This window comes from Shinella sp. G-2, assembly GCF_050172695.1.
GTDB lineage: Bacteria > Pseudomonadota > Alphaproteobacteria > Rhizobiales > Rhizobiaceae > Shinella.
On record NZ_JBBEYH010000006.1, the window covers coordinates 169782 to 191071 of the forward strand.

Genomic DNA, 21290 nt, shown 5'->3' on the forward strand with positions numbered 1-21290 from the left:
TTACACTCCCGCTCCGTCCTGAAGCACGACGATGCTATCCGCCTTCAGCCGAAGGTCAAGCTCGCTGCCGGCTTCCGGACTATCCGTCTGGGGAAGATGGGCGGTCAGCGCCAAGCCGCCCGCGGCCACATGGCAGCGGTGGTGCGTGCCGAAAAAGGCGCTGCCGGTGATGCGGCCGCGGCCGAGCGAGACGGTCGACGCATCGTCCGTGGCGGAACGGAAATGCTCCGGACGGATGCAGAGCGTGACGTCGCCGCCGGCCGCCGGCACACCGGCAACGAAGGCGGAGGCGGGCAGGATCGCCCGGCCGAGCGCGGTTTCCACCTCGGCCGTCTCGGCGGCCGCGCCGCGCACCTTGGCCGGCAGGAAATTGGCCTCGCCCATGAAGCCGGCGGAAAACAGCGAGCGCGGGCGCATGTAGATCGAGGCCGGCGTGCCGACGTCCTCGATACGGCCCTTGTTCATCACGACGATGCGGTCGGCGATCGCCATCGCCTCTTCCTGGTCGTGGGTGACATGCACGAAGGTCGTGCCGACACGCTTCTGGATCGCCTTCAGCTCGTCCTGCATCTGACGGCGCAGCTTGAGGTCCAGCGCACCGAGCGGCTCGTCGAGCAGCAGCACGTCGGGATCGACGGCAAGCGCCCGGGCGAGCGCCACGCGCTGGCGCTGGCCGCCCGAGAGTTCATGCGGCTTCTTGGCGGACGACGCCTTCAGGCCGACGAGATCGAGATAGGAAAGCGCCTTCTCGAAGCGTTCGGCTTTGGCCATGCCGCGCATCCGAAGACCGAAACCGACATTGTCGCGCAGGCACATATGCGGGAAGAGCGCGTAGTCCTGGAACATGGTGGTGGTCGGGCGTCTGGCCGGCGAGACATGCGTCATGTCGCGTCCCCCGATGGCGATGGTGCCCGAGGTCGGCTCGATGAAGCCGCCGAGAATGGACAGCAAGGTCGTCTTGCCGCAGCCGGACGGGCCGAGCAGCACGATGAACTCGCCGGCGGCGATGTCGAGCGAGACGTCGTCCAGCGCCCGGAACGCGCCAAAGACCTTCGTGGCATTGCGAATGGAGACATCGGCGGTCATGAGGATTTCCCGGTTTTGCGGAAGACGGCGAGTTCGAGAACGATCAGGAACGCCACCGAGACGAGGAAGACGACGCTGCCGATGGCGTTGGTCCGGGGATCGAGGCCGGAGCGCAACATGCTCCAGATCTCGACCGGCAGCGTGACGTCGAAGCGCGACAGCAGGAAGGCGACGATGAACTCGTCCCAGCTGAAGGTGACGGACAGGAAGAAGGCGGCGAGGATCGACGGCAGCAGCATGGGCGCGGTGACGAGCAGCATCACCTGCCAGTCCTTCGCCCCGAGGTCGCGCGCCGCCCGCTCGATATTCACCTGATGCCCGCCCATCGAGGCGTAGATGATGGCAAAGCAGAGCGGCAGGTTGATCACCACATGGCCGATACCGACCGTCACCAGCGACAGCCGCATGCCCGTGACGTTGAGCATCGAAAGCAGGCCGAGACCGATGATCAGCGTGCTGACCGTCATCGGCGCGACGATGAGACCGCGCAGCAGGCCCGAGGCCGGCAATGTATAGCGGGCCAAGGCGTAGGCCGCGAGGAAGCCGAGAAGGCACGCGACCGCCGAGGAGAGCATCGCCACCACGAGCGAATTGCCGAGCGCGGCCATCAGCTTGCCGTCGGAGAACACCGCCTCGTACCAGCGCAGCGTCAGCCCGTTCAGCGGCGGCACCGGCAGGGTGCCGTCCTGGAAGGAGAACAGCACCAGCACGACGACCGGCAGGAAGATGAAGAGATAGAGGAGGCCGGCATAGAGCGCGGCCAGCGCGGTGGAAAGCTGGCGCATGGTCAGGTCCTCTCCATCTTCAGCCAGCGCGCGCAGGCGATATAGGCAAGCGTCACGACGGCCATCAGCACCAGCGAGAGCGCGGCCGCCATCGGGAAATCCGCCCGCCGGCCGAGCTGCAGCATGATGACCTGCGGCAGCACCAGTTCGTTGTTGCCGCCGAGGATCTGCGGCGTGATGTAGTCCCCGATGCACAGCACGAAGGTCAGGAAGGCGCCGACCATGATGCCCAGCAGCGTCAGCGGCAGCACGACATGCCAGAAGGTCTGGAAGGCGTTCGCGCCGAGATCGGCGGCGGCGCGGCGATAGTTCGGCGAGAGCTGGATGAGATTGGCGTAGATCGTCAGCGTCAGCAGCATGACGAAGAAATGCACGAAGCCGATGACCGTGCCGGTGCGGTTGGCCGAGAGTTCCAGCGGCTCGGCGATGATGCCGAGCCAGAGCAGCGCCTGGTTGACGACGCCGCCCTTGGACAGCACCAGCAGCCAGGAATAGGAGCGCACCACATAGGAGGTCCAGAAGGGCAGGATCGCCATGATCAGGGCGAAGCGCTGCCATTTCTTCGGCACCCGCTCCGCGATGATCCAGGCGAGCGGATAGGCGAGCAGGATGGAGACGACCGTGACGACCGCCGTGATCTCCAGCGAGACGACGAGACCCTTGAAGAAATGCGCCTTCCCGAAGAAGGCGATATAGTTGTCGAGCGTCCAGGTCGCGACGATCTCGCGCCCCTGCCGCGTCCAGAAGCTGATCGCCGCCATATAGGCGAAGGGCACGAGGAAGAAGAACCCCGTCCAGAGCAGCGCCGGCAGGGCAAAGGCCCAGGCCTTGCGGCGCTCCGCGCGTTCGAGGGCTGTGGCGGTCATCGTCTTGGGCCTCGTTGGTGGTGCCGGGAACGTTGATCCTCGGCTCAAGCCCGAGGTGGACGAAAGGAGAAAGGTGTCGCGGCGAAAGCGAAAGGCGGCCTGTCGCGCGGCGCGGCGGGGCGAAAATCCTCGTCCTCCCCGCCGTCGTCCTCGGGCAAGGCCCGAGGATCCGCACCTCCTGCCAACCTTACTGCTGCAGCATTTCCGTCCAGACGTCCTGCATCGCCGCATCCATGTCGGCGTCGGCGACCGGATAGAGCTGCGAGTTCTTCAGGTATTCCGGCTGCCTGTCCCAGCGCAGCGCCGCCTTCTGCGGGTCCGTCAGGTGCTCGCCGGCCTTGGCATTCGCTGGCATCGCCCAGTAGCAGGAGGAGGTGGCAAGCCGCGCCTGCCCTTCGGGGCTGACGATATACTGCACGAACTTCAGCGCGAGGTCCTGCTTCTCGCTGTCCTTGAAGACGCCGATGGACTGCGCCCAGCGTAGCGCGCCCTGCTTGGGGATCGTCCAGTCGAGATTGGGCTTTTCGGCGGAAAGGCCTGCCGTCAGCCACTCGCCGCCACCCACCACGATATCCACTTCGCCGGTCGCCAGCGCCGTCTGCGAGGCGACGACGTCGCTCACCTGGCGGGAGACCTTCTTCATCTCGAAGAGCTTTTCCTTGATCGCCGGCAGGTCCTCCTGCTTGAGATCGGCCGTCTTCTTGCCGATGCCGACGCCGGTCAGGCCGACCATGGGCAGGTAGTAGTCATAGAGCGCGATGCGCCCCTTGTACTTGTCCGACCACATGACCGAGAGGTCTTCCATATCGGCCGGATCGACCTTGGTCTTGTCGTAGGAGATCGTGTTGTAGCCGAACTTTTCGGTGACGGCGTAGACCTTGCCGTCCTTCGTGGTCGTCGCGTCCATGCGCACTTCCGGGAAGAGATCGTTCAGCGGCAGCTTGTCGGCCGGCATTTCGCCGAGGATTTCCATGTCGATGGCGCGCGGCACGTCGACGGCATCGATGACCAGCACGTCCCAGTCGCCGGGGCGGGACTGCTCGATGATCGAGATCGCGGCGCCCGTGCCTTCATATTCCTTGAGGTTGACCTTGACGTTGTTGGCCTTCTCGAAGGGCTCGACCAGCGCCGGGTCGGTATGGTCGCACCAGACGAGCGCATTCAGCTCATCCTGCGCCATCGCACCGGCAGGGGCGAGCGTGGCAATGGCAACTGTGGCAAGCAGCATGCGGCGGGAGAGCCCGCCGGAAACGGTGTTCTTCATCGTCTTTCCCTCTGGCTGAAGGCTTGTGGGCCTTGCGAATGACGCTCATGGCGGCGCCTTGAGAAAAAGATTGAACGAGTTCATTTTTTAAGTCAATCTCATTTTTGAGGAGATTCCAACAGAGGTTCCGATGGCTGGATTGCGCGCAAAACAGAAGGCGGACAGGACCCGCCGCATCCTTGAGGCGGCGACCACGCTGTTCCGCGCCCAGGGTTATGACAGCGCCCGCATCGAGGACATTGCCGAGATGGCCGAGGTCTCCGTCGGCACGCTCTACAACTACTATCAGAACAAGGGCGACATCCTTGTCGCCACCGTCGCGATGGAAGTCACGGAAGTGCTGGAGGGCGGCGCCCGCATCGTCGCCGATCCGCCGCTCAACGTCGCCGAGGCCCTGCGGCTGCTGATCGACCAGTATTACGACCACTCGCTCGTCTATCTTTCCAAGGAGATGTGGCGCACGGCGATGGCGATCTCCATCCAGCAACCGGAAACGCCCCTCGCGCGCCGCTACAGCGAGCTCGACGGCCAGCTTTCCGCCCAGGTCGTCCAGCTTGTCGAGACGCTGAAGGCGCGGGGCGTCGTCCATGCCGGCGTCGACACCAAGGCCATCGGCGAGGTCTTCTTCAACAATCTCAACATGATGTTCACCGAGTTCTGCAAGGTGGACGCCATGCCGCTCGAAGACCTGAAGACCCGCGTCAACGCCCAGCACGAGCCCATCGCCGCGCTGATCAGCAGCATCAAGATCGTCTGAGAACCCGCATGACCGAAGTCGAATCCACCGTCCTCGCCGCAGCCGATGCCCTGGTCGCCGCCTTTGCCCGGCACGACCGCGAAGCCTATTTCGCAGCCTTCGCACCCGAGGCGACCTTCCTTTTCTACAATCTCGACCGCCCCCTCGACGGCCGCGCCGCCTATGAGGCGGAATGGGCGCTCTGGGAAGCGCGCGACGGCTTCCGCGTCCGCGCCTGCCGCTCCTCCGACCGCCGCGTCCAGCTTCTCGGTAATGTCGCCATCTTCACGCACGCCGTCGAAACGGAGCTTTCCGCGGGCGGCGAGAACGTGACGAACAACGAGCGCGAAACCATCGTCTTTTCCCGCGACCCCGCCGGCCGCTGGCTCGCCGTACACGAACACCTCTCTGCCGCCGGCTGAACTAGCAGCATTGCCCTTCCGTATCTCCGCTCGCCAGCTGCTCGAGGATCGGACAATCCGGACGGTCGTCGCCGTGGCAATGGGAGGAGAGATGTTCCAGCGTGTGGACCATTTCCTGCAGCAGCCGCATCTTTTCCCGCATCTCGTCGATGTGCTCGCCGGCGATGCGCTTGACGTCGGCGGAAGCGCGGGCGCGGTCCTGCCAGAGGGCGAGGAGGTCGCGAATCTGGGCGATGGAGAAGCCGAGATCGCGCGAGCGGCGGATGAAGGACAGCGTCGAGAGATCCTTGGGGCCGTAGACACGGTAGCCGGATCCGGTGCGGCCGGCGGCCCGGATGAGGCCGATCTGCTCGTAGTGACGGATCATCTTTGCGGTGACGCCCGTGGCCTCCGCCGCTTCGCCGATATTCATGGCTTTTCTCCCCTGAAGGCAGGACGGAAACGCTTCAGCCGCAACGCATTCGAGACGACGAAGACGCTGGAAAGCGCCATGGCGCCCGCTGCGAGCGCCGGCGAGAGCTGAATGCCGAAGGCCGGATAGAAGAGCCCAGCAGCCAGCGGAATGAGCGCGACATTGTAGCCGAAGGCCCAGAAGAGATTCTGGCGGATGTTGCGCATGGTCGCCCGCGACAGGGCGATACCGGTGGCGACACCCCGCATGTCACCCGCCATCAGCACCACATCCGCGCTTTCGATGGCAACGTCCGTACCCGTACCGATGGCGATACCGGTATCGGCGGCGGCGAGCGCCGGGGCGTCGTTGATACCGTCGCCGACGAAGGCGACCTTCTTCGCGCCGTCGGCGGAAAGCGCCCGCACGGCGGCAACCTTGCCGTCCGGCAAAACCTCCGCCATCACCCTGTCGATGCCGAGCGTTGCCGCCACCGCCTCGGCGGTGCGGCGATTGTCTCCGGTGATCATCGCCACTTCGATGCCGAGCGCCTTCAGAGCGGCCACCGCGTCCCGCGTCGTCGGCTTGACCGGATCGGTGACGGCAAAGAGCGCCGCCAGCCGGCCATCGATCGCGGCATAGAGCGGCGAGGCGCCTTCGGCGGCCAGCCGTTCGGCATGGCTCGCAAAAGGCGCGACGTCGAGACCGCGCGCCCGCATGAAGCCGACCGAGCCGGCTTCGACCTTGCGGCCGACAACCTCGGCGGAAATGCCTTGACCCGACGTGGTGACGAAGCCGGTCGCAGCGGACAGGTCGAGGCCCTCCGCCACCGCCGCCTCGTGGATGGCGGTGGCGATCGGATGTTCGGAATGCATCTCCGCGGCGGCAACGAGCGAAAGTACCTCGTCCCGGGCAAAACCCTCGGCCGGGACGATCTCGGTCAGGGTCGGATGGCCAAGGGTCAGCGTGCCGGTCTTGTCGACGGCGACGATATCCGTGCCTTCCAGCGTCTGGAGGGCCGTTCCCTGGCGGAAGAGCACGCCAAGCTCCGCCGCCCGGCCGGTCCCGGTGATGATGGAGGTCGGCGTCGCAAGCCCCATGGCGCAGGGGCAGGCGATGATGAGCACGGCGACGGCATTGACCAGTGCATGGGCAAGAACCGGGCTCGGCCCCAGCGCCAGCCAAAGACCGAAGGTGACAAGCGCGACGGCAATGACGGCCGGCACGAACCATTGCGTGACGCGGTCGACCAGCGCCTGGATCGGCAACTTCGCGGCCTGGGCATCCTCGACCATGCGGATGATCTGCGAGAGCACCGTGTCGGCCCCGACACGGGTGGCGCGGAAGGTGAGGGAGCCGGTCGTGTTCACCGTACCGCCCGTCACCATGTCGCCGGTCGTGCGCGCGACGGGCATCGGCTCGCCCGTGATCATGGATTCGTCAATATAGGAACTACCGTCCGTCACCTCGCCGTCGACCGGCACCTTCTCGCCGGGCCGCACGAGCACCATGTCGCCGGGCACGACGCTCTCCAGCGGCACGTCTTCCGCCTTGCCATCGCGCAGCACGCGGGCGGATTTGGCACGAAGACCGGCGAGATGGCGGATCGCCTCACCGGTGCGCCCCTTGGCGCGGGCCTCCAGATAGCGGCCGGCAAGAATGAGCGTCACGATGACAGCGGCCGCCTCGAAATAGACATTGGCCGTGCCGCCCGGCAGCAGGCCGGGCGCAAAGGTCGCCACCGTGGAAAAACTCCAGGCCGCGAGCGTGCCGATGACGACGAGCGAGTTCATGTCCGGCGCGAGGCGCAGGAGGGCGGGAATACCCTTGCGGAAGAAGCGCAGCCCCGGCCCCGCAAGCACCAGCGTCGCCAGCACGAACTGGATGACGCGGCTCGTCTGCATGCCGAGGGTTTCATGGATGGAGTGGCCGAAGGAGGGGAAGGCATGCGCGCCCATTTCCATGACGAAGAGCGGCGCCGTCAGCGCGGCGGCAATGACGAGGTCGCGCTGAAGCGTCTTCGCCTCGGCCGCGCGCCGGTCTTCCTCCGGCGCCGCCACGGCCTCGCGAACGGCCTTGTAGCCGCGGCGCTCGACCGCGGCAGCGAAATCCTCGAAAGAGGCCGCCCCTTTCAGGAAGCGCACACGCGCGCGCTCCTGGGCCAGATTGGCGGTGGCATCGAGCACGCCGGGCACCGTCTTCAACGCCTTCTCGACACGCGCGATGCAGGACGCGCAGGTCATGCCCTCGACGGGAAACTCCAGCACCTCTTCCGCAATGCCGTAGCCAGCCTTGCGCACGGCTTCCAGGACGGCCGGCACATCTGGCGCGCCGGCAAAGGTCACATCGGCCTTTTCCGTCGCGAGATTGACGGCAGCGCCGGTGACGCCCGGCACCTTGCCGATAGCCTTTTCCACCCGGCGCACGCAGGACGCGCAGGTCATGTCGGAAATGGAAAGCTTGATGGTCTGCTGATCGTTCGCGGTGAGCATGGTGCACCCTTCATCCTAAGTTGGATAGATCGTGCACCTTCCCATCATGTCAAGGTCAAGCGGCTTTTGCGCTCAGGCATCGACGGGGAAGTAGCCCTCGGCCTCGATGACGGAAGCGACTGCGGCGCGATCGCCGGCGTTCTCGATGGAGACGCGCTTTGTGGCAAGGTCGACCTCGACTTTCGCGGCCGGATAGGCGTCGAGCACCGCACCCGTAATCGTCTTGGCGCAATGGCCGCAGGTCATGTCGGAAACGGTGAAGGCGAGGATCTTGTCGTTGCTCATGAGGTATCTCCCGATGTTTCGCACATGCTGAAGCCTTCCCCCAAGGGAAGGTCAAGGCCCGAAACGGGCCTCACCCGAAGAGGCGGCGCAAAAGCAGCAGGAACTGGTCGCGGGAGCGTGTGCCGCCCAGCCGCTCCAGGCAATCCGCCTCGAAATCCGCCTCCGCGCGGCGGGCCTCACAGAGGAGGCTTTCGCCCGCCGGCGTGAGATAGAGGGCATAGGAGCGCCGGTCATGCGGCACGCTGCGCCGCTCCGTCAGGTGGCGGCTTTCCAACTCGTTCATCAGCACCACGAAATTCGCCCGCTGGATGCCGAGCGCAGCCGCAATCTCCGATTGCTTTCGCCCCGGGTTTTCCGCGATCAGCGCCAGCACCCCGAACTCCACCGGGCGCAGGTTCACCTCGGAAAAATAGTGAAGGAAGCGATTGACGAACTGGTTGTGCGTGCGCCGCAACTGATGCGTCACGCTCTGCGCCACGCCGGAGGCATCGAGAGCCTCCATGAGAGCGGGATCGTAAGTTTCGCTTATCTTTTCCATGACTTGACCGCCCTTGCCCCAAGCCGGACAATTTCCGGCCCAGGGACCGATAGCGACCATAGGGGCGCATTCCCCGTGCGCAAGACGCGGAATGCGCGATTGCAGCAATTTTCTACACGCAATCCATGGATGAGGAATGATTTTGCCGAACGCCCAAAGGCCTTCGACGCCCTGAGTTTATTTCAGGTGCGCTTCATTCAATCAAAAATGGTGAACCCGGCTCAGTCGAGTGCGAATCGCTCAAGGCGCTCCCGCAGCCCGCCGATGGTTTCGACATCCGCGTTGGCGAAGGCAAAGCGCAGATAGCCTTCCTGTCCGGCCCCGAAATAGCTGCCGGGAAGGCAGAGGATGCCGGCCTCCTTGGCGAGCTTTTCCGCAACATGCGCGGACGACGCTTCGCCGAAGGGATGACCGATGAAGGCGAAGTAGGCGCCGACCGCGCCGACACGCCAGGCCGGTACGCCAGCCATGGTCGCACGCAGGGCTTCCACGCGCCGGGCGATCTCGCGGCGGTTCTCCTCACGCCAGTCCGCGAGCAGCGGAAGGGCGGTCGCGACGGCCGCCTGGGCCGAACGCGGCGGGCAGATCTGCAGGTTGTCCATGATCTTCGCCACCTGCTCGACCACATCCGCTCCCGCGGTGATCGCACCGAGGCGATGGCCGGGAATGCAGAAGGACTTCGAGAAGCTGTAGAGGCTGATCAGCGTCTCCTCCCAGCCCGGACGGGCGAAGAGGTCGTGCGGCCGGCGCGTGCCGGCCGGCAGGAAGTCCCGGTAGGTCTCGTCGAGGATCAGCCAGACGCCGCGCGCCTTGCAGACGTCGTAGAGGGCGGCCAGCAGGTCCGGCGGATAGACGGCGCCCGTGGGATTGTTCGGGGAAACGAGGGCGACGGCGCGCACATCCGGCGTGATCGCGGCCGCAAGCGCATCGGCTTCCGGCAGGAACCCGTTCGCCGGTTCGCAAGCGACGAAGCGCGTCTTGATGCCGAGCATCGCAAGCGTGGTTTCCTGATTGAAGTAGTAGGGGTCGGTCATCAGGACGGCATCGCCAGCACCGGCGACCGCCATGGCGGCGCAGATGAAGGCCTGGTTGCAGCCGGCCGTGACATGCACGTTGCCGGCCGAAAGCGGGGTGCCATAGGTCCCGGTCATATGCTCGGCATAGGCCGTGCGCAGGCAATCCTCCCCCTCGATGGGACCGTAACCGGTATAGGCGCGCGAGGCGGCGTACTCGCCCAGAAGACGCAGCATCTCCGGATGCGGCGGATAACCGGGCACGGCCTGCGACAGGTCGATCATCGGCCCGCTGCGGCCGTCATAGGCATCGCCCCAGGCGAAGACGGACGGGATCGGCGGCGGGGCAAGGGTTTCAACGAGCGGATTGAAGCGGGGCATGGTCATTTCCATTGGATCAGGCGCGGGTCTTGCGCGGGGAAGGGGAGGCGATACGGCGCGGCGCGGGCGCCGAAAGAGGGCGATGGGCTTCCGCGGCGCGGCCGCGGGCGCGCAGCAGCGTGCGGGCGGAGGCCTGCGGCTCGGCATGGGTTTCTTCGAGCGCGGCGAAGAGCCAGTCGATGAAGACCTTGACGATGGGCGCCTGTCGCGTCGACTGCCGGCAGGCGACATAGAAGGCGTGGTTGGCCGGCACGGTCAGGTCGAAGGGCACGACGAGTTCACCGCGCGCGATCAGGTTGCTGGCGGTGATCGTGTCGCCGAGCGCGATGCCCTGGCCATGCAGCGCCGCCTCGGTGGAAAGACGGGCGTCGCTCATGAAATGCTGGCGGCTGCCCGCCATGCCAAGCGCGTCGGCCGCGGAAAGCCAGGTGTTCCATTCCTGCCCGTCGTCGCCGTGAAACAGCGTATGGTCAGCCAGATCGCGCACGGAGCGCAGCGGCCGGCTGTTGAGCAGCATGGGGCTGGCGACAGGAAAAAGCTGCAGGCGCGACCAGAGCCGGGTCCAGCAATCCGGCCAGTTGCCGTCGCCGTAGAGAAGGCAGATGTCCGTATCGAGCGACCGCAGGTGATCGGGGTCGTTGGAGGCGATGAGCGAGACCCGCACACCGGGATAATGATCGGTGAAGGTGGCAAGGCGCGGGATCAGCCACAGCGAAAGCAGGGCGGGCACGCAGGTGATGGTGATCTCGCCGCGGGTTTCCTGTTCCCGCATCAGGGCCGTCGCCGCCGCGATCTCGCCGAAGGCATTGGTGACGGCGGGCAGGAGCAGCGCACCCTGCGGGGTCAGCTTCAGCCGCTTGCCGCCGCGTTCGAAGAGCGCCGTGCCGAGCGCTTCTTCCAGCGCACGGATCTGGTGGCTGACGGCGCCATGTGTCACGCTCAGTTCCCGCGCGGCCGCGGAAACGGAGCCCCGGCGGACAGTGGCCTCGAAGGCGCGCAGGGGATTGAGCGGGGGAAGCCGCGAGGCCATCGATCCAACCGTTATTGTGAGTTTTTCTCACGCAGAACGCTATAACAATGTCAGTTGCTTTTCCAAGCGTTTTATTACGATACTGTAAAAAACGAGGGCCTAAGCCCCGGGGAACGGATCGGGAGATTTCATATCGCTGGAACGGTGCCGCGCGTCACGTGCGCCCCGGCCCTCATGCGGTTTACTCCATTTTCCAGACCGGCGTTTTCAGGCCTTCCGTGGCGCGGACCGCGTGGCATAGAATAGAAACAACGGGAACGACCCGGCCGGATCGACCGGCCGGCCTAACAGGAGAGAGACGATCATGCGTGATATCCTCAAGACCAATGTCAGCCGCCGCGCCGTGCTGGGCGCGGGCGTTGCCGGCGCTTCGCTGCTCGCCATGCCGGCGGTTCTGCGCGCGCAGGACAAGTCGCTGAAGGTCGGCGTCTACGGCGGTTATTTCAAGGATTCCTTCGACAAGAACATTTTTGCGGATTTCACCAAGGCGACGGGCATCGCCATCGAATCGGTCGCCGAGCCGACCGGTGAAGCCTGGCTCGTGCAGCTCGAGCAGGCCGCCAAGGCCGGCCAGGCACCGGCCGACGTCTCCATGATGTCGCAGACGGCCATGCTGAAGGGCCAGCCGGCCGAACTCTGGGCGCCGCTCGACACGGCGAAGATCCCGAATGCCTCGAACCTCATCGAGCACTTCATCAACAAGTATCCGGACGGCCGCGTCGCCGGCATCGGCGCCGTTGCCTGGTACATCACGCTCGTCACCAACACCGACGTCTACAAGGAAGCTCCGACCTCCTGGGCCGCCCTGTGGGATCCGGCAAACGCCGACAAGCTCGGCCTTCTGGCGCTGGTCTCCAACTCCTTCCTGCTGGAAGTGACGGCCAAGACCCATTTCGGCGGCACCAATGCGCTCGACACCGAGGAAGGCCTCGTCAAGGCGTTTGAAAAGCTCGCCGAAGTGAAGCCCAACGTGCGCCTGTGGTATCGCGACGAAGCCCAGTTCGAGCAGTCGCTGAAGTCGGGCGAAATCCCGATGGGCCAGTACTATCACGACGTGACGGGCCTTGCCGCCAAGGACGGCCAGCCGGTTCGCTCCACCTTCCCGAAGGAAGGCGGCATCATGGACTCCGGCTGCTGGGCGCTGTCGCGCGCTTCGCAGAAGGTCGAGGAAGCCCATACCTTCATCAACTACATGTGCCAGCCGCAGATCCAGGCGCTGCTGTCGCGCAAGGTCGGCACCGCGCCGACCGTCAAGCGCGACCTGCTCGACCTGACGGCCGAAGAGTTCGCCGCCGTGTCCTCGGATATCGAGCCGATCATCCCGCGCTACGACCTTCTGACGTCCAAGGCCGACTGGCTGAACCAGAAGTGGACGGAAATGATCGCAGGCTGATACCTGCCCTTTCCTGACGACAATACCGGCCGGCTCTTCTAGCCGGCCGGCCTCAAAACCAGCGCCGAGCGGAGCCCCAATGTCCGGATTGACCCTCCAGAATATCGTCAAGCAGTTCGGCCAGTTCACGGCCGTCAAGAATGTCGAGCTGACCGTGCCGCACGGCACCTTCGTCTGCCTTCTCGGCCCGTCGGGCTGCGGCAAGACCACGCTGATGCGCATGGTCGCCGGCCTCGACCTGCCGACGAGCGGAGCGATCAAGCTCGACGGCAAGGACATCACCAACGTTCCCACCCACAAGCGCGAACTCGGCATGGTCTTCCAGTCGCTGGCGCTCTTCCCGCATCTCACCGTCGGCGAGAACATCGCCTATTCGCTGCGCATCCGCGGCGTCGGCAAGGAGGAGCAGAAGAAGCGCGTCGACGAGCTTCTGTCGATGATCCATCTTTCCGGCTATGCCGACCGGCCCGTCGCAAAGCTCTCCGGCGGCCAGCGCCAGCGTGTCGCCATCGCTCGCGCGCTCGCCATCTCGCCCAAGCTCTTCCTGCTCGACGAGCCGTTGTCGGCGCTCGACGCCAAGCTGCGCGAGGCCATGCAGGTGGAGCTGCGCCAGCTCCAGCAGCGCCTCGGCATCACCACCATCGTCGTCACCCACGACCAGCGCGAGGCCATGACCATGGCCGATACCGTCGTCGTCATGAGCGGCGGCGAGATCCGCCAGGCCGCCCCGCCGGTGGAGATCTATCGCCGCCCGGCCGACACCTTCGTCGCCGACTTCATCGGCATGACGAACCTCATCGATTTCAACACGGACGGCGCGGGCGCCAGCGTGCTCGGCGCCTCGGTTCCCGGCCTTGCCATTCCCGCCGGCCTCAAGTCCGGCATCGTCTCGGTGCGTCCGGAAGACGTGCACCTGACGGCGGCCGGCAATGCCCCGATCACCGGCACGGTCACTTTCGTGCGCGACCTCGGCGGCACCATCGAAACCTTCGTGGAAGCGGGCGGCAAGCAGATCGTCGCCGTCTCCATGCCGAACGCCCGGCCGGACGTTTCCGTCGGCCAGTCCGTGGGCGTCCAGCTCAACCCGGCAGACTGCGTGGTGCTGAAGTCATGAGACGCGAAGCCCCGCAGAAACTATCCGACTACGGCCCGCTGCTCTTTCCCGCGGGCATGCTGATCGTCTTCTTCGTCGTGCCCTTCGCGACGATGATCGCCGTATCCTTCTTCCGGCGCGATCCGTCCGGCTTCTACACGCCGGATTTCGTCTTCGACAACTACGCCCGCTTCCTCAGCCTGTTCTTCGGCAAGGTGCTCGGCTTCTCGCTGTTCCTCGCCGTCGCGGTCGCCATCTGCTGCGTAGCGCTCGCCGTGCCCTTCACCTATCTCCTGTCGCACACCAAGCGGCGCACGCAGGTGCTCTGGCTGGTGGCGCTGCTGTCGATCCTGTCGCTCTCGGAAGTCATCATCGGCTTTGCCTGGTCGACGCTCTTCTCGCGCACCGCCGGCATCACCAATCTTTTCGTCATGCTGGGCATCATGAGCGAGCCGGTGGCGCTCAACCCGAGCTTCGGCGCGGTGCTGACCGCCATGACCTACCAGGCGCTGCCCTATACGGTGCTCGTGCTCTATCCCGCCCTCGTGCGCCTCGATCCGACGCTGACGGAGGCCGCGCGCACATTGGGCGCTTCGCCGGTGAAATCCTTCTTCACCGTCGTCGTGCCGGCGTTGCGCAACACCATCGTCGCGACGCTGATCATGGTCTTCATCTTCGCGCTCGGCTCCTATCTGCTGCCGCAGATCCTCGGCCGGCCGCAGCACTGGACGCTCTCGGTGCTCATCACCGACCAGGCGATCTATCAGTCCAACATGCCGTTCGCCGCCGCCATGGCCGTGTTCCTCGTGCTCGTCACGCTCGGCCTCGTCGCGCTCACGGTCATTGCCGGCCGCAAGGGAGAAGCCGCATGAACGCGCTTTTGCAGAAGGCCTATTTCGGTCTCATCGGCCTCTTCCTGTCGCTGCCCATCATCGTGGTCGCCGGCGTCTCGGTGAACGAGAAACAGGACCTTGCCTTCCCGCCCAAGGGCTTCTCCCTCGGCTGGTACGGCGAGATCTTCGCCAATGTCGAATGGCGCAACGCGCTCTTTGCCTCGATCACGCTGGCAGCCCTTTCGGCAGCCGTCGCGCTCGCCATCGCCTTGCCGCTCGCCTGGTTCCTGTGGCGGCGGCATGCGCCCTGGGCAAACATCTTCCAGCTGCTCGGCGTCGCGCCCTTCACGCTGCCGCCGGTCATCACGGCCCTCGGCCTCCTGACCTTCTGGGCGACCACCGGCTTCTACGGCCAACCTGCGACCGCCGTCATCAGCCATGCCATCTTCTTCGTGACGCTGCCGCTGGTGACGCTGTCCCTCGGCTTCTCCTCCATCGACCGCTCGCTGGTCGAGGCCGCCGCGACCATGGGGGCGGACGACCGCACGATCTTCCGCACGGTGGTCCTGCCGCTCATCCTGCCCTATCTTATCTCCGGCTACGCCTTCGCCTTCGTTCTGTCGCTCAACGAGTATATCGTGGCCTACATGACGATCGGCTTCACCATGGAGACGCTGCCGATCAAGATCTTCAACGCGCTGCGCTACGGCTACACGCCGACGATGGCCTCGGTCACGATCCTCTTCGTCGCGATCGCCGCCACCATCTTCGGCCTCGTCGCCCGCTTCGGCGACCTGCCGAAACTGCTCGGCGCCATGTCGTCAAAGGACTAGGACCCCATGCGGATCGCCGCCCTTCAGATGCATGCCATAGCCGGCGACGGCGAGGCGAACATGGCGCGCATCGCCGCCGCTGCCGCGGATGCGGCGGCGGGCGGCGCGAAACTCCTCATCGTGCCGGAGCTTGCGGTCACGGGCTATGGGGCAGGCGATAGCGCCTTCGAGCGCCTGGCCTCTTCCGCGACGGGCGATGTCGCGGCGCAGCTAAGTGCGATTGCGCGCGACAACGGCCTTGCCGTCGTCGCCGGCTTTGCCGAACTGGAGGGCACGACCGCCTACAACAGCGCGCTCTTCACGGACGGCATCGGCACCAATGCCGTCTACCGGAAATCCCATCTTTACGGCGATTACGAACGCAACGTCTTCAAGCCGGGCGTTCCCGCCTCCGTCATGGTGGAGATCGGCGGCATCCGGCTCGGCATGCTGATCTGCTACGACGTGGAGTTTCCCGAAAACGTGCGCCGCCTGGCGCTCGCCGGAGCCGATCTCGTCGTCGTGCCGACCGCGCTACCGAAGGGCGCCTCCGGCACGTTCATCGCCAATCACATGATCCAGGTGCGCGCCATCGAGAACCAGGTCTTCGTCGCCTATATCAACCACTGCGGCGCGGACGACCGTTTCACCTATGCGGGCCTCTCGCGAATCGCCGCACCTGACGGCAAGCTGCTCGCCGAAGCCTCCGCCGAGGGCGAAACCCTGCTCTTCGCGGAAATCCGCCCCGAAGACTATGCGAAGTCGCGCGCGGAAAACACCTATCTCGTCGATCTTGGCCGGATCTAGAGCATGTCAGGTTCAGATTGAACCAGGCATGCTCTAAATCCTTTTGTTTTCATTTGTCTGTTCGGGAAAACCGGTTCCCACTTTTCCCTGACAAACGCTAGGAAACCTGCCGCCTCGACTGCAAATGCCTTAGAGGCTGATCAATCCCGTGCCCACCACCGCCAGCGCCGCGCCGATCCAGGCCGGCAGTGGCGGCACGATGCCGGTACGCGCCCAGACCATCGGCAGGATGACGACCGGCGTCATGGACGACAGCGTCGAGACGATGCCGACATTGCCATGCGCCAGCGCCGCCATCAGCAGGGACATGCCAAGCCCGACGCCGAAGAAGGCCGATCCCACGGCAAAACCAAGGGAGCGCCGGGCGATCTGCGGCGCGGGCTTCAAGGCGGGATGCGGCACAGCCAGCAACGCCACGAAAAACAGCGCGGCAATGCCGGAACGCACCGCCATCGCCGTGAAGGGCTCTACGCCGCTCGCCATGGCCGGCCGGGCGGCAAGGCTGCCGAGCGCCTGGCCGATGGCCGTCACGACGCCAAGTCCGATGCCGAGCCAGGGCGTAGGCGCCGTGCGGGTAGCCTTCGAGGAACGCCGCCCGATGGCCAGCACGATGCCGCCGAGAACGCAGGCAATGCCGATGCCCTGCCGGCCGGTCAGCGTTTCCCCGAGGAAGAGGTAGCCGAGCATCACCGCGAAGGGCGAGGCGAGCGAGAAGAGAAGGGCCGTGGTGCGGGGGCCTGCCGAATAGATCGCCGCGAAGTAGGTCGTGCTGGCAATGATGATGCCGACGAGGCTGGACGCGGCGAGGAAGCCGATCTGCCAGGGTTCCAGGCTGCGCCAGCCGCCGACGACGAGCGAAGCGATCCCCGTCATCAGGAACGCCGCAATCATCTGCACGCGCGCAAGATCGAGGAGCGGCATGCGCCCCTGCAACTCGCTGACGAACATGCCGCTCATCGCGATGCAGACGGCCGCACAAAGGGCGAGAATTTCAGCGATATACATGGAACGGCCGGGCGTTTGGGGACACCCGGCCTATCGCACAGATTTGGCAAGGCCGATAGGGCTTGCCGTCAGGATCACGCCTGATAGGTGATCCGGCCGTCGCAAATCGTGGTGACGGGGCGGACGGCGGCAAGCTTTGCAAAGTCCGTCGCTTCCACATCCGCCGAAAGCACGACGACGTCGGCGAGATAGCCCGGCTTCAGCACGCCCTTGCGGTCTTCCATGAATTCGACCCAGGCGCCGTTCTTCGTATAGGCCGCCAGCGTCTCGTGCAGCGAAAGGCGCTCGTCCTTCATGCCCTCCTTCCAGACGGTACGGGTCATGGCGCACTCGATGCAGTTCATCGGATCGAGCGGAGAGACCGGCCAGTCGGTGGCGAAGACGATCGGCGCGCCGGCGTCGACCAGCGTGCGCCAGGCGAAGGCATAGGGCCAGCGTGCCTCGCCGATATAGGAGAGGTAAGGCTCGGTCGGCAGGCCGGCGCTGCCCGGCGGATGGGTCGGCTGCATGGAGGCAACGGTGCCCAGTTCCTTGAAGCGGGGGATATCGTCCGGATGCACGACCTCGATATGCTCGATGCGATTGCGGCTGTCGCGCTTGCCGTTGGCCTTGATGGCGGCCTCGTAGCCGTTCAGCACCATGCGCACCGCACCGTCGCCGATGGCATGCACGGCGACCGGCAGGCCGAGCTTGTCGGAAGCGATGGAGACGTCGTTGAAGTGCTCCTGCGAAAACAGCGGATCGCCCTTCAGACCCGGCTGGTGGCAATAGTCGTCGACGAAGACGGCGGTGCCCGATTCCGTCACACCGTCCATGAACAGCTTGACGAAATCGCAGCGCAGGCGATCGGAGTTGAAGCGCTCACGCCAGGCGGCGGCCTTGGTCTCGAGGTCAGAGAGCGGCATGAAATTCTTCATGTGGAAGGGCATGCGCACCCGTACCGGCAGGCCCACCGTCTTTTCGATCTCATCCAGCATTTCCAGCTGGTAGAGGCTGCCGTCCATGTTCTGCAGCGAGGTGATGCCGAGCGAGGCGACGTAGGCAAGGCCTTCCTTGATGATCGCGATGTCGCCGGCCCGTTCCTCCGCCGTCACATGGTCCGGATCGCCGCCTGTCCCGACGCCGAGCATTTCGCGAGCCCCCGTTTCGCCGAGCGAGGAGACCGGACGAATGGCGTTGCTTTCGCGCAGCTCCCCATTGGCAAGGCCGTCCTCGCCCATGACGATCTCATTGCCGACACCGACGTCGCGGCCTTCGATGATGCCGCCCATCTTCAGCGCCAGCGTGTTGGCCCAGGCCGTGTGATGGTCGGGCGCGAAGATCAGCACGGCGCGATCCGGCAGGATGCGGTCGAGATGGTGGCGCGTCATGCGCTCGTCGTCGGAAAGGATCGTGTAGTCGGCATGCTGGGCAATCAGCAGCTGGCGCTCCGGGTAGTCGGCCGCATAGGTCTTCAACGCCTTCTCCAGCGCGTCGAAACCCTTGAGGCCGAAGAGCGAGAGTTCGCGCAGTTCGGCCGAGCCGCCGAAGATGTGCATGTGGGCTTCGTTGAAGCCGGGCAGGACGGTCGCGCCCTTGGCGTCGATCACATGGGTATCGGGACCGGAAAAGGCGTCGATCTCGGCCTCAGAGCCGACGGCAAGGATGCGGTTGCCGGCGAGGGCGAGCGCGGCGGCGCGCGGATTCGCCTCGTCCATGGTCAGCACCCGCGCATTGCGGATGATGTAGCTCGCTTCTTTCTGCATGATGTTTCCTCGGTCTGTTCAGATTGTCCGGCGGCAGAGCGCCCGGAAGAAGGTGAAGATGTCCTGGTTCTCCTCGTCGCCCAGCGGTTCCGGCTGGGAGGAGAGCTTGACGATGACGGTCTCGGTGCTCGGATCGACATAGAGCCATTGGCCATGGATGCCGATGGCGCAGAACGCCTGGTCGGCTTCGCCGGACTGATACCACTGGCTGCGATAGCGCCCGTTCGGCAGGTCGACATTGCGTCCCTGCCGCCAGGCCTGCCGGTCGCCGTTTTCCTGCATGTCGCGGATCCAGCCTTCCGGGATGATCTGCCGGCCGTTGCGAACGCCATGGTTCCGCAGGAGCTCGCCGAGGCGGGCGAGATCGCGCGCCGTCATGGAAACGCCGCCCGCCGTGCGCGGCGTGCCGATGGCATCCACGGTGATCTCGGCATTGCCCTTCGCCCCCATCGGCTTCCAGAGAAGCTCGGAGGTCAGATCGGCAAACCGTGCGCCGGTCGCGCGCTCGATGACGACCCCGAGCAGGTCGGCATTCGGCGAGGCATAGTAGAACGGGCCGCCATGCGGCCGCTCGGCCTTCTGCAGGGTCAGCAGGAAGGAGGCGAGCGTCTCGGGCGCCGCGTCCGGCATCGGCGGATTCCAGAGCATGGAGCGGCGATAGCGCGCGAAGGCGCCGTAAGGATCGAGATAGGCTTCCTCGAAATCGAGGCTGACGCGCATGTCCAGCACGTCGCGATAAGTGCAGTCGCCATAGACGCTGCCCTTGGCCTCCGGCAGGTAATCCGTCACCGGCCGGTCCGGATCGAGGATGCCTTCGGCCTCCAGAATGCCTGACACGACCGCGGTCAGGGACTTGGAAATGGAGAAGACGAGATGCGGCGCATTGGGATCGGCATGCGGCGCATAATATTCCGCGACGATCTCGCCGCGGCGCATCAGCACGAAACCGTCCGTGTGCGCGTAGTCGAGGAAGGCGCGGGCCGTTGCCGCGCCGGCAAGGCCGGTTTCCATCGCCGCATCGAGAAAGGCATCGCTTGCAAGCGGCACCTCGGCAGTGGGAATGTCCGCCGCGATGGCGACCGACGGCACGAGATCGCGCACGTTCTGGAAACTCCAGCGGCTGTAGGGGGCGGTACGCCAGTTGGTGAGGGTAATGTCGGCGCGGGCAAAGCCGTGCCTGTCCTGAAAGGTCTTGATCATGAAAAATTCAGCCGATGCGCGGGAAGGCGCTGCGCCTTCCCGCGTGGACTGTCCTCTTTATGCGGCGATGCCGCTTACTTCTGCAGTTCCGTCCAGATCTTGGTGTAGAGTTCCTGGACTTCCGGCGGGCAGGCGAGGTTGAACTTGCCGGCGGCCTTCAGTTCGTCGGGGATCTTGATCTCCGGCGCATCCTTCATGTCCGCAGGCATGAACGGTTCGGAGCCCTTGATGCCGTTCGCATAGCGGCCGAAGGCCGAGAGCATCGCGGCGTTTTCCGGATCCATGATGAAGTTCAGGAAGAGCTTGGCGTTCTCGACGTTCTTGGCGTCCTTGAGGATCGCGGCATTGTCCATCCAGACCGGATAGCCTTCCTTCGGATAGCCGTAGGTGACCTTGTCGTTCTGCAGGCGGGCGCGGAAGGAAGCACCGTTCCAGTTCACGCCGGCGGCAAGGTCTTCCTTGGAGTATTTCTCGATATTGCCGTAGTCCATCGAGATCCACTTCGGCTTGGCGGCCGTCAGGAGGTCGCGGGTCTTCTTCAGGATCGCAAGGTCGCCCGTGCAGGGCTCGCCGCCCGCATAGGTCACGGCCATGTGCATGACGTCGGACATTTCCGGGATCACGTTGACCTTGCCGACGAGTTCGGCCGGCGGATCGAGGAAGATGGCGGACGTGTTGATGTCGCCGGCATAGACGCCCTTGTTGACCGTCACGCCCGTCGTGCCCCAGAGCCACGGAACCGAGTAATGGCGACCGTCGTCGAACGGTACCTTCACCCACTGCTCGTCGACGTTCTTGAAGTTCTCGAGCTGGTTCGGCTCGGACTGCAGCAGCAGGCCTTCCGAAATCCAGATCGGCATGACGCTTGCCGAAGGTACGACGATGTCGAAGCCATGACCGCCCTGGCGGACCTTGGCGAGCGCGGTGTCGTTCGAGTCATAGTCGGTGATCGTCACCTTGACCTTGAACTTCTCTTCGAACTTCTTGATCATTTCGGGGCTGGTATAGTTGCCCCAGTTGAAGATGTTCAGTTCGCCTTCGGCATGCGCAATGGCGGTGGAAGCCATCAGGCCGGCTGCAAGCGCCATGAATCCCAGTTTCATTTTCATCAGC

General features: G+C 65.1%; 21 protein-coding genes. 7 read left to right on the forward strand and 14 right to left on the reverse strand.

The features are described 5' to 3' along the window. From V8U06_RS13085 to V8U06_RS13100, 4 genes are all read right to left on the reverse strand, one after another. Nucleotides 1-1086: an ABC transporter ATP-binding protein gene (locus V8U06_RS13085; RefSeq protein WP_427141004.1), complete on the reverse strand. Its 1086-nt coding sequence runs from the start codon at nt 1084-1086 to the stop codon at nt 1-3. Further along, a complete protein-coding gene (locus tag V8U06_RS13090) occupies nt 1083-1871 on the reverse strand; it encodes an ABC transporter permease (RefSeq protein WP_427141005.1) in 789 nt (262 codons plus the stop codon). The genes V8U06_RS13085 and V8U06_RS13090 overlap by 4 nt, the downstream gene beginning before the upstream one ends. Nucleotides 1872-1873: 2 nt before the next feature. Continuing rightward, nucleotides 1874-2737, reverse strand: a complete 864-nt coding sequence (locus V8U06_RS13095) for an ABC transporter permease (RefSeq protein ID WP_427141006.1) — start codon at nt 2735-2737, stop codon at nt 1874-1876. Nucleotides 2738-2924: 187 nt separating this feature from the next. Next, complete coding sequence (locus V8U06_RS13100) at nt 2925-4001, reverse strand: polyamine ABC transporter substrate-binding protein (RefSeq protein ID WP_427141007.1); 1077 nt, start codon at nt 3999-4001, stop codon at nt 2925-2927. A 130-nt stretch (nt 4002-4131) separates the two neighbouring features. Between V8U06_RS13100 and V8U06_RS13105 the strand changes: the two genes are divergently transcribed. Next, on the forward strand, nt 4132-4758 hold the full coding sequence (locus V8U06_RS13105; protein ID WP_427141008.1) for a TetR/AcrR family transcriptional regulator: 627 nt from the start codon (nt 4132-4134) through the stop codon (nt 4756-4758). Nucleotides 4759-4766: 8 nt separating this feature from the next. Continuing rightward, on the forward strand, nt 4767-5159 hold the full coding sequence (locus V8U06_RS13110; RefSeq protein WP_427141009.1) for a YybH family protein: 393 nt from the start codon (nt 4767-4769) through the stop codon (nt 5157-5159). Nucleotide 5160: 1 nt separating this feature from the next. Here V8U06_RS13110 and cueR read toward each other — a convergent pair whose 3' ends face one another. From cueR to V8U06_RS13140, 6 genes are all read right to left on the reverse strand, one after another. After that, complete coding sequence (gene cueR / locus V8U06_RS13115) at nt 5161-5571, reverse strand: Cu(I)-responsive transcriptional regulator (RefSeq protein WP_226922603.1); 411 nt, start codon at nt 5569-5571, stop codon at nt 5161-5163. Further along, nucleotides 5568-8042 carry a heavy metal translocating P-type ATPase gene (locus V8U06_RS13120; RefSeq protein WP_427141010.1) on the reverse strand — a complete coding sequence of 825 codons (2475 nt, stop codon included), beginning with the start codon at nt 8040-8042 and terminating at the stop codon, nt 5568-5570. The genes cueR and V8U06_RS13120 overlap by 4 nt, the downstream gene beginning before the upstream one ends. Before the next feature lie 72 nt (nt 8043-8114). Further along, on the reverse strand, nt 8115-8327 hold the full coding sequence (locus V8U06_RS13125; protein ID WP_427141011.1) for a heavy-metal-associated domain-containing protein: 213 nt from the start codon (nt 8325-8327) through the stop codon (nt 8115-8117). A gap of 70 nt (nt 8328-8397) precedes the next feature. Further along, nucleotides 8398-8865 (reverse strand): MarR family winged helix-turn-helix transcriptional regulator, encoded by a 468-nt coding sequence (locus tag V8U06_RS13130; protein WP_427141012.1) that lies wholly within the window; start codon nt 8863-8865, stop codon nt 8398-8400. 221 nt (nt 8866-9086) lie between these two features. Then, complete coding sequence (locus V8U06_RS13135; protein WP_427141013.1) at nt 9087-10259, reverse strand: aminotransferase; 1173 nt, start codon at nt 10257-10259, stop codon at nt 9087-9089. A 16-nt stretch (nt 10260-10275) separates the two neighbouring features. Next, nucleotides 10276-11289: a LysR substrate-binding domain-containing protein gene (locus tag V8U06_RS13140; RefSeq protein ID WP_427141014.1), complete on the reverse strand. Its 1014-nt coding sequence runs from the start codon at nt 11287-11289 to the stop codon at nt 10276-10278. A 304-nt stretch (nt 11290-11593) separates the two neighbouring features. Here V8U06_RS13140 and V8U06_RS13145 point away from each other — a divergent pair, with 304 nt between their 5' ends. From V8U06_RS13145 to V8U06_RS13165, 5 genes are all read left to right on the forward strand, one after another. Next, complete coding sequence (locus V8U06_RS13145; protein ID WP_427141015.1) at nt 11594-12682, forward strand: ABC transporter substrate-binding protein; 1089 nt, start codon at nt 11594-11596, stop codon at nt 12680-12682. Between the two features lie 79 nt (nt 12683-12761). Beyond that, nucleotides 12762-13796, forward strand: a complete 1035-nt coding sequence (locus tag V8U06_RS13150; RefSeq protein WP_427141016.1) for an ABC transporter ATP-binding protein — start codon at nt 12762-12764, stop codon at nt 13794-13796. Further along, nucleotides 13793-14647, forward strand: a complete 855-nt coding sequence (locus tag V8U06_RS13155) for an ABC transporter permease (protein ID WP_427141017.1) — start codon at nt 13793-13795, stop codon at nt 14645-14647. The genes V8U06_RS13150 and V8U06_RS13155 overlap by 4 nt, the downstream gene beginning before the upstream one ends. Beyond that, nucleotides 14644-15441 (forward strand): ABC transporter permease, encoded by a 798-nt coding sequence (locus tag V8U06_RS13160; RefSeq protein ID WP_427141018.1) that lies wholly within the window; start codon nt 14644-14646, stop codon nt 15439-15441. The genes V8U06_RS13155 and V8U06_RS13160 overlap by 4 nt, the downstream gene beginning before the upstream one ends. Nucleotides 15442-15447: 6 nt before the next feature. Continuing rightward, nucleotides 15448-16227 carry a carbon-nitrogen hydrolase family protein gene (locus V8U06_RS13165; protein ID WP_427141019.1) on the forward strand — a complete coding sequence of 260 codons (780 nt, stop codon included), beginning with the start codon at nt 15448-15450 and terminating at the stop codon, nt 16225-16227. Nucleotides 16228-16356: 129 nt separating this feature from the next. On the opposite strand, the gene V8U06_RS13170 is transcribed toward V8U06_RS13165, so the two are convergent. The 4 genes from V8U06_RS13170 to V8U06_RS13185 form a co-directional block, all read right to left on the reverse strand. Next, nucleotides 16357-17232 (reverse strand): DMT family transporter, encoded by an 876-nt coding sequence (locus tag V8U06_RS13170; RefSeq protein ID WP_427141020.1) that lies wholly within the window; start codon nt 17230-17232, stop codon nt 16357-16359. Nucleotides 17233-17306: 74 nt separating this feature from the next. Further along, the gene (locus V8U06_RS13175) at nt 17307-18977 is read right to left on the reverse strand and encodes an amidohydrolase (protein WP_427141021.1); all 1671 of its coding nucleotides are present in this window, start codon (nt 18975-18977) and stop codon (nt 17307-17309) included. A gap of 18 nt (nt 18978-18995) precedes the next feature. Then, nucleotides 18996-20177, reverse strand: a complete 1182-nt coding sequence (locus V8U06_RS13180) for a serine hydrolase domain-containing protein (RefSeq protein WP_427141022.1) — start codon at nt 20175-20177, stop codon at nt 18996-18998. Nucleotides 20178-20251: 74 nt separating this feature from the next. Next, nucleotides 20252-21286 carry an extracellular solute-binding protein gene (locus V8U06_RS13185; RefSeq protein WP_427141023.1) on the reverse strand — a complete coding sequence of 345 codons (1035 nt, stop codon included), beginning with the start codon at nt 21284-21286 and terminating at the stop codon, nt 20252-20254. Nucleotides 21287-21290: the final 4 nt, after the last annotated feature.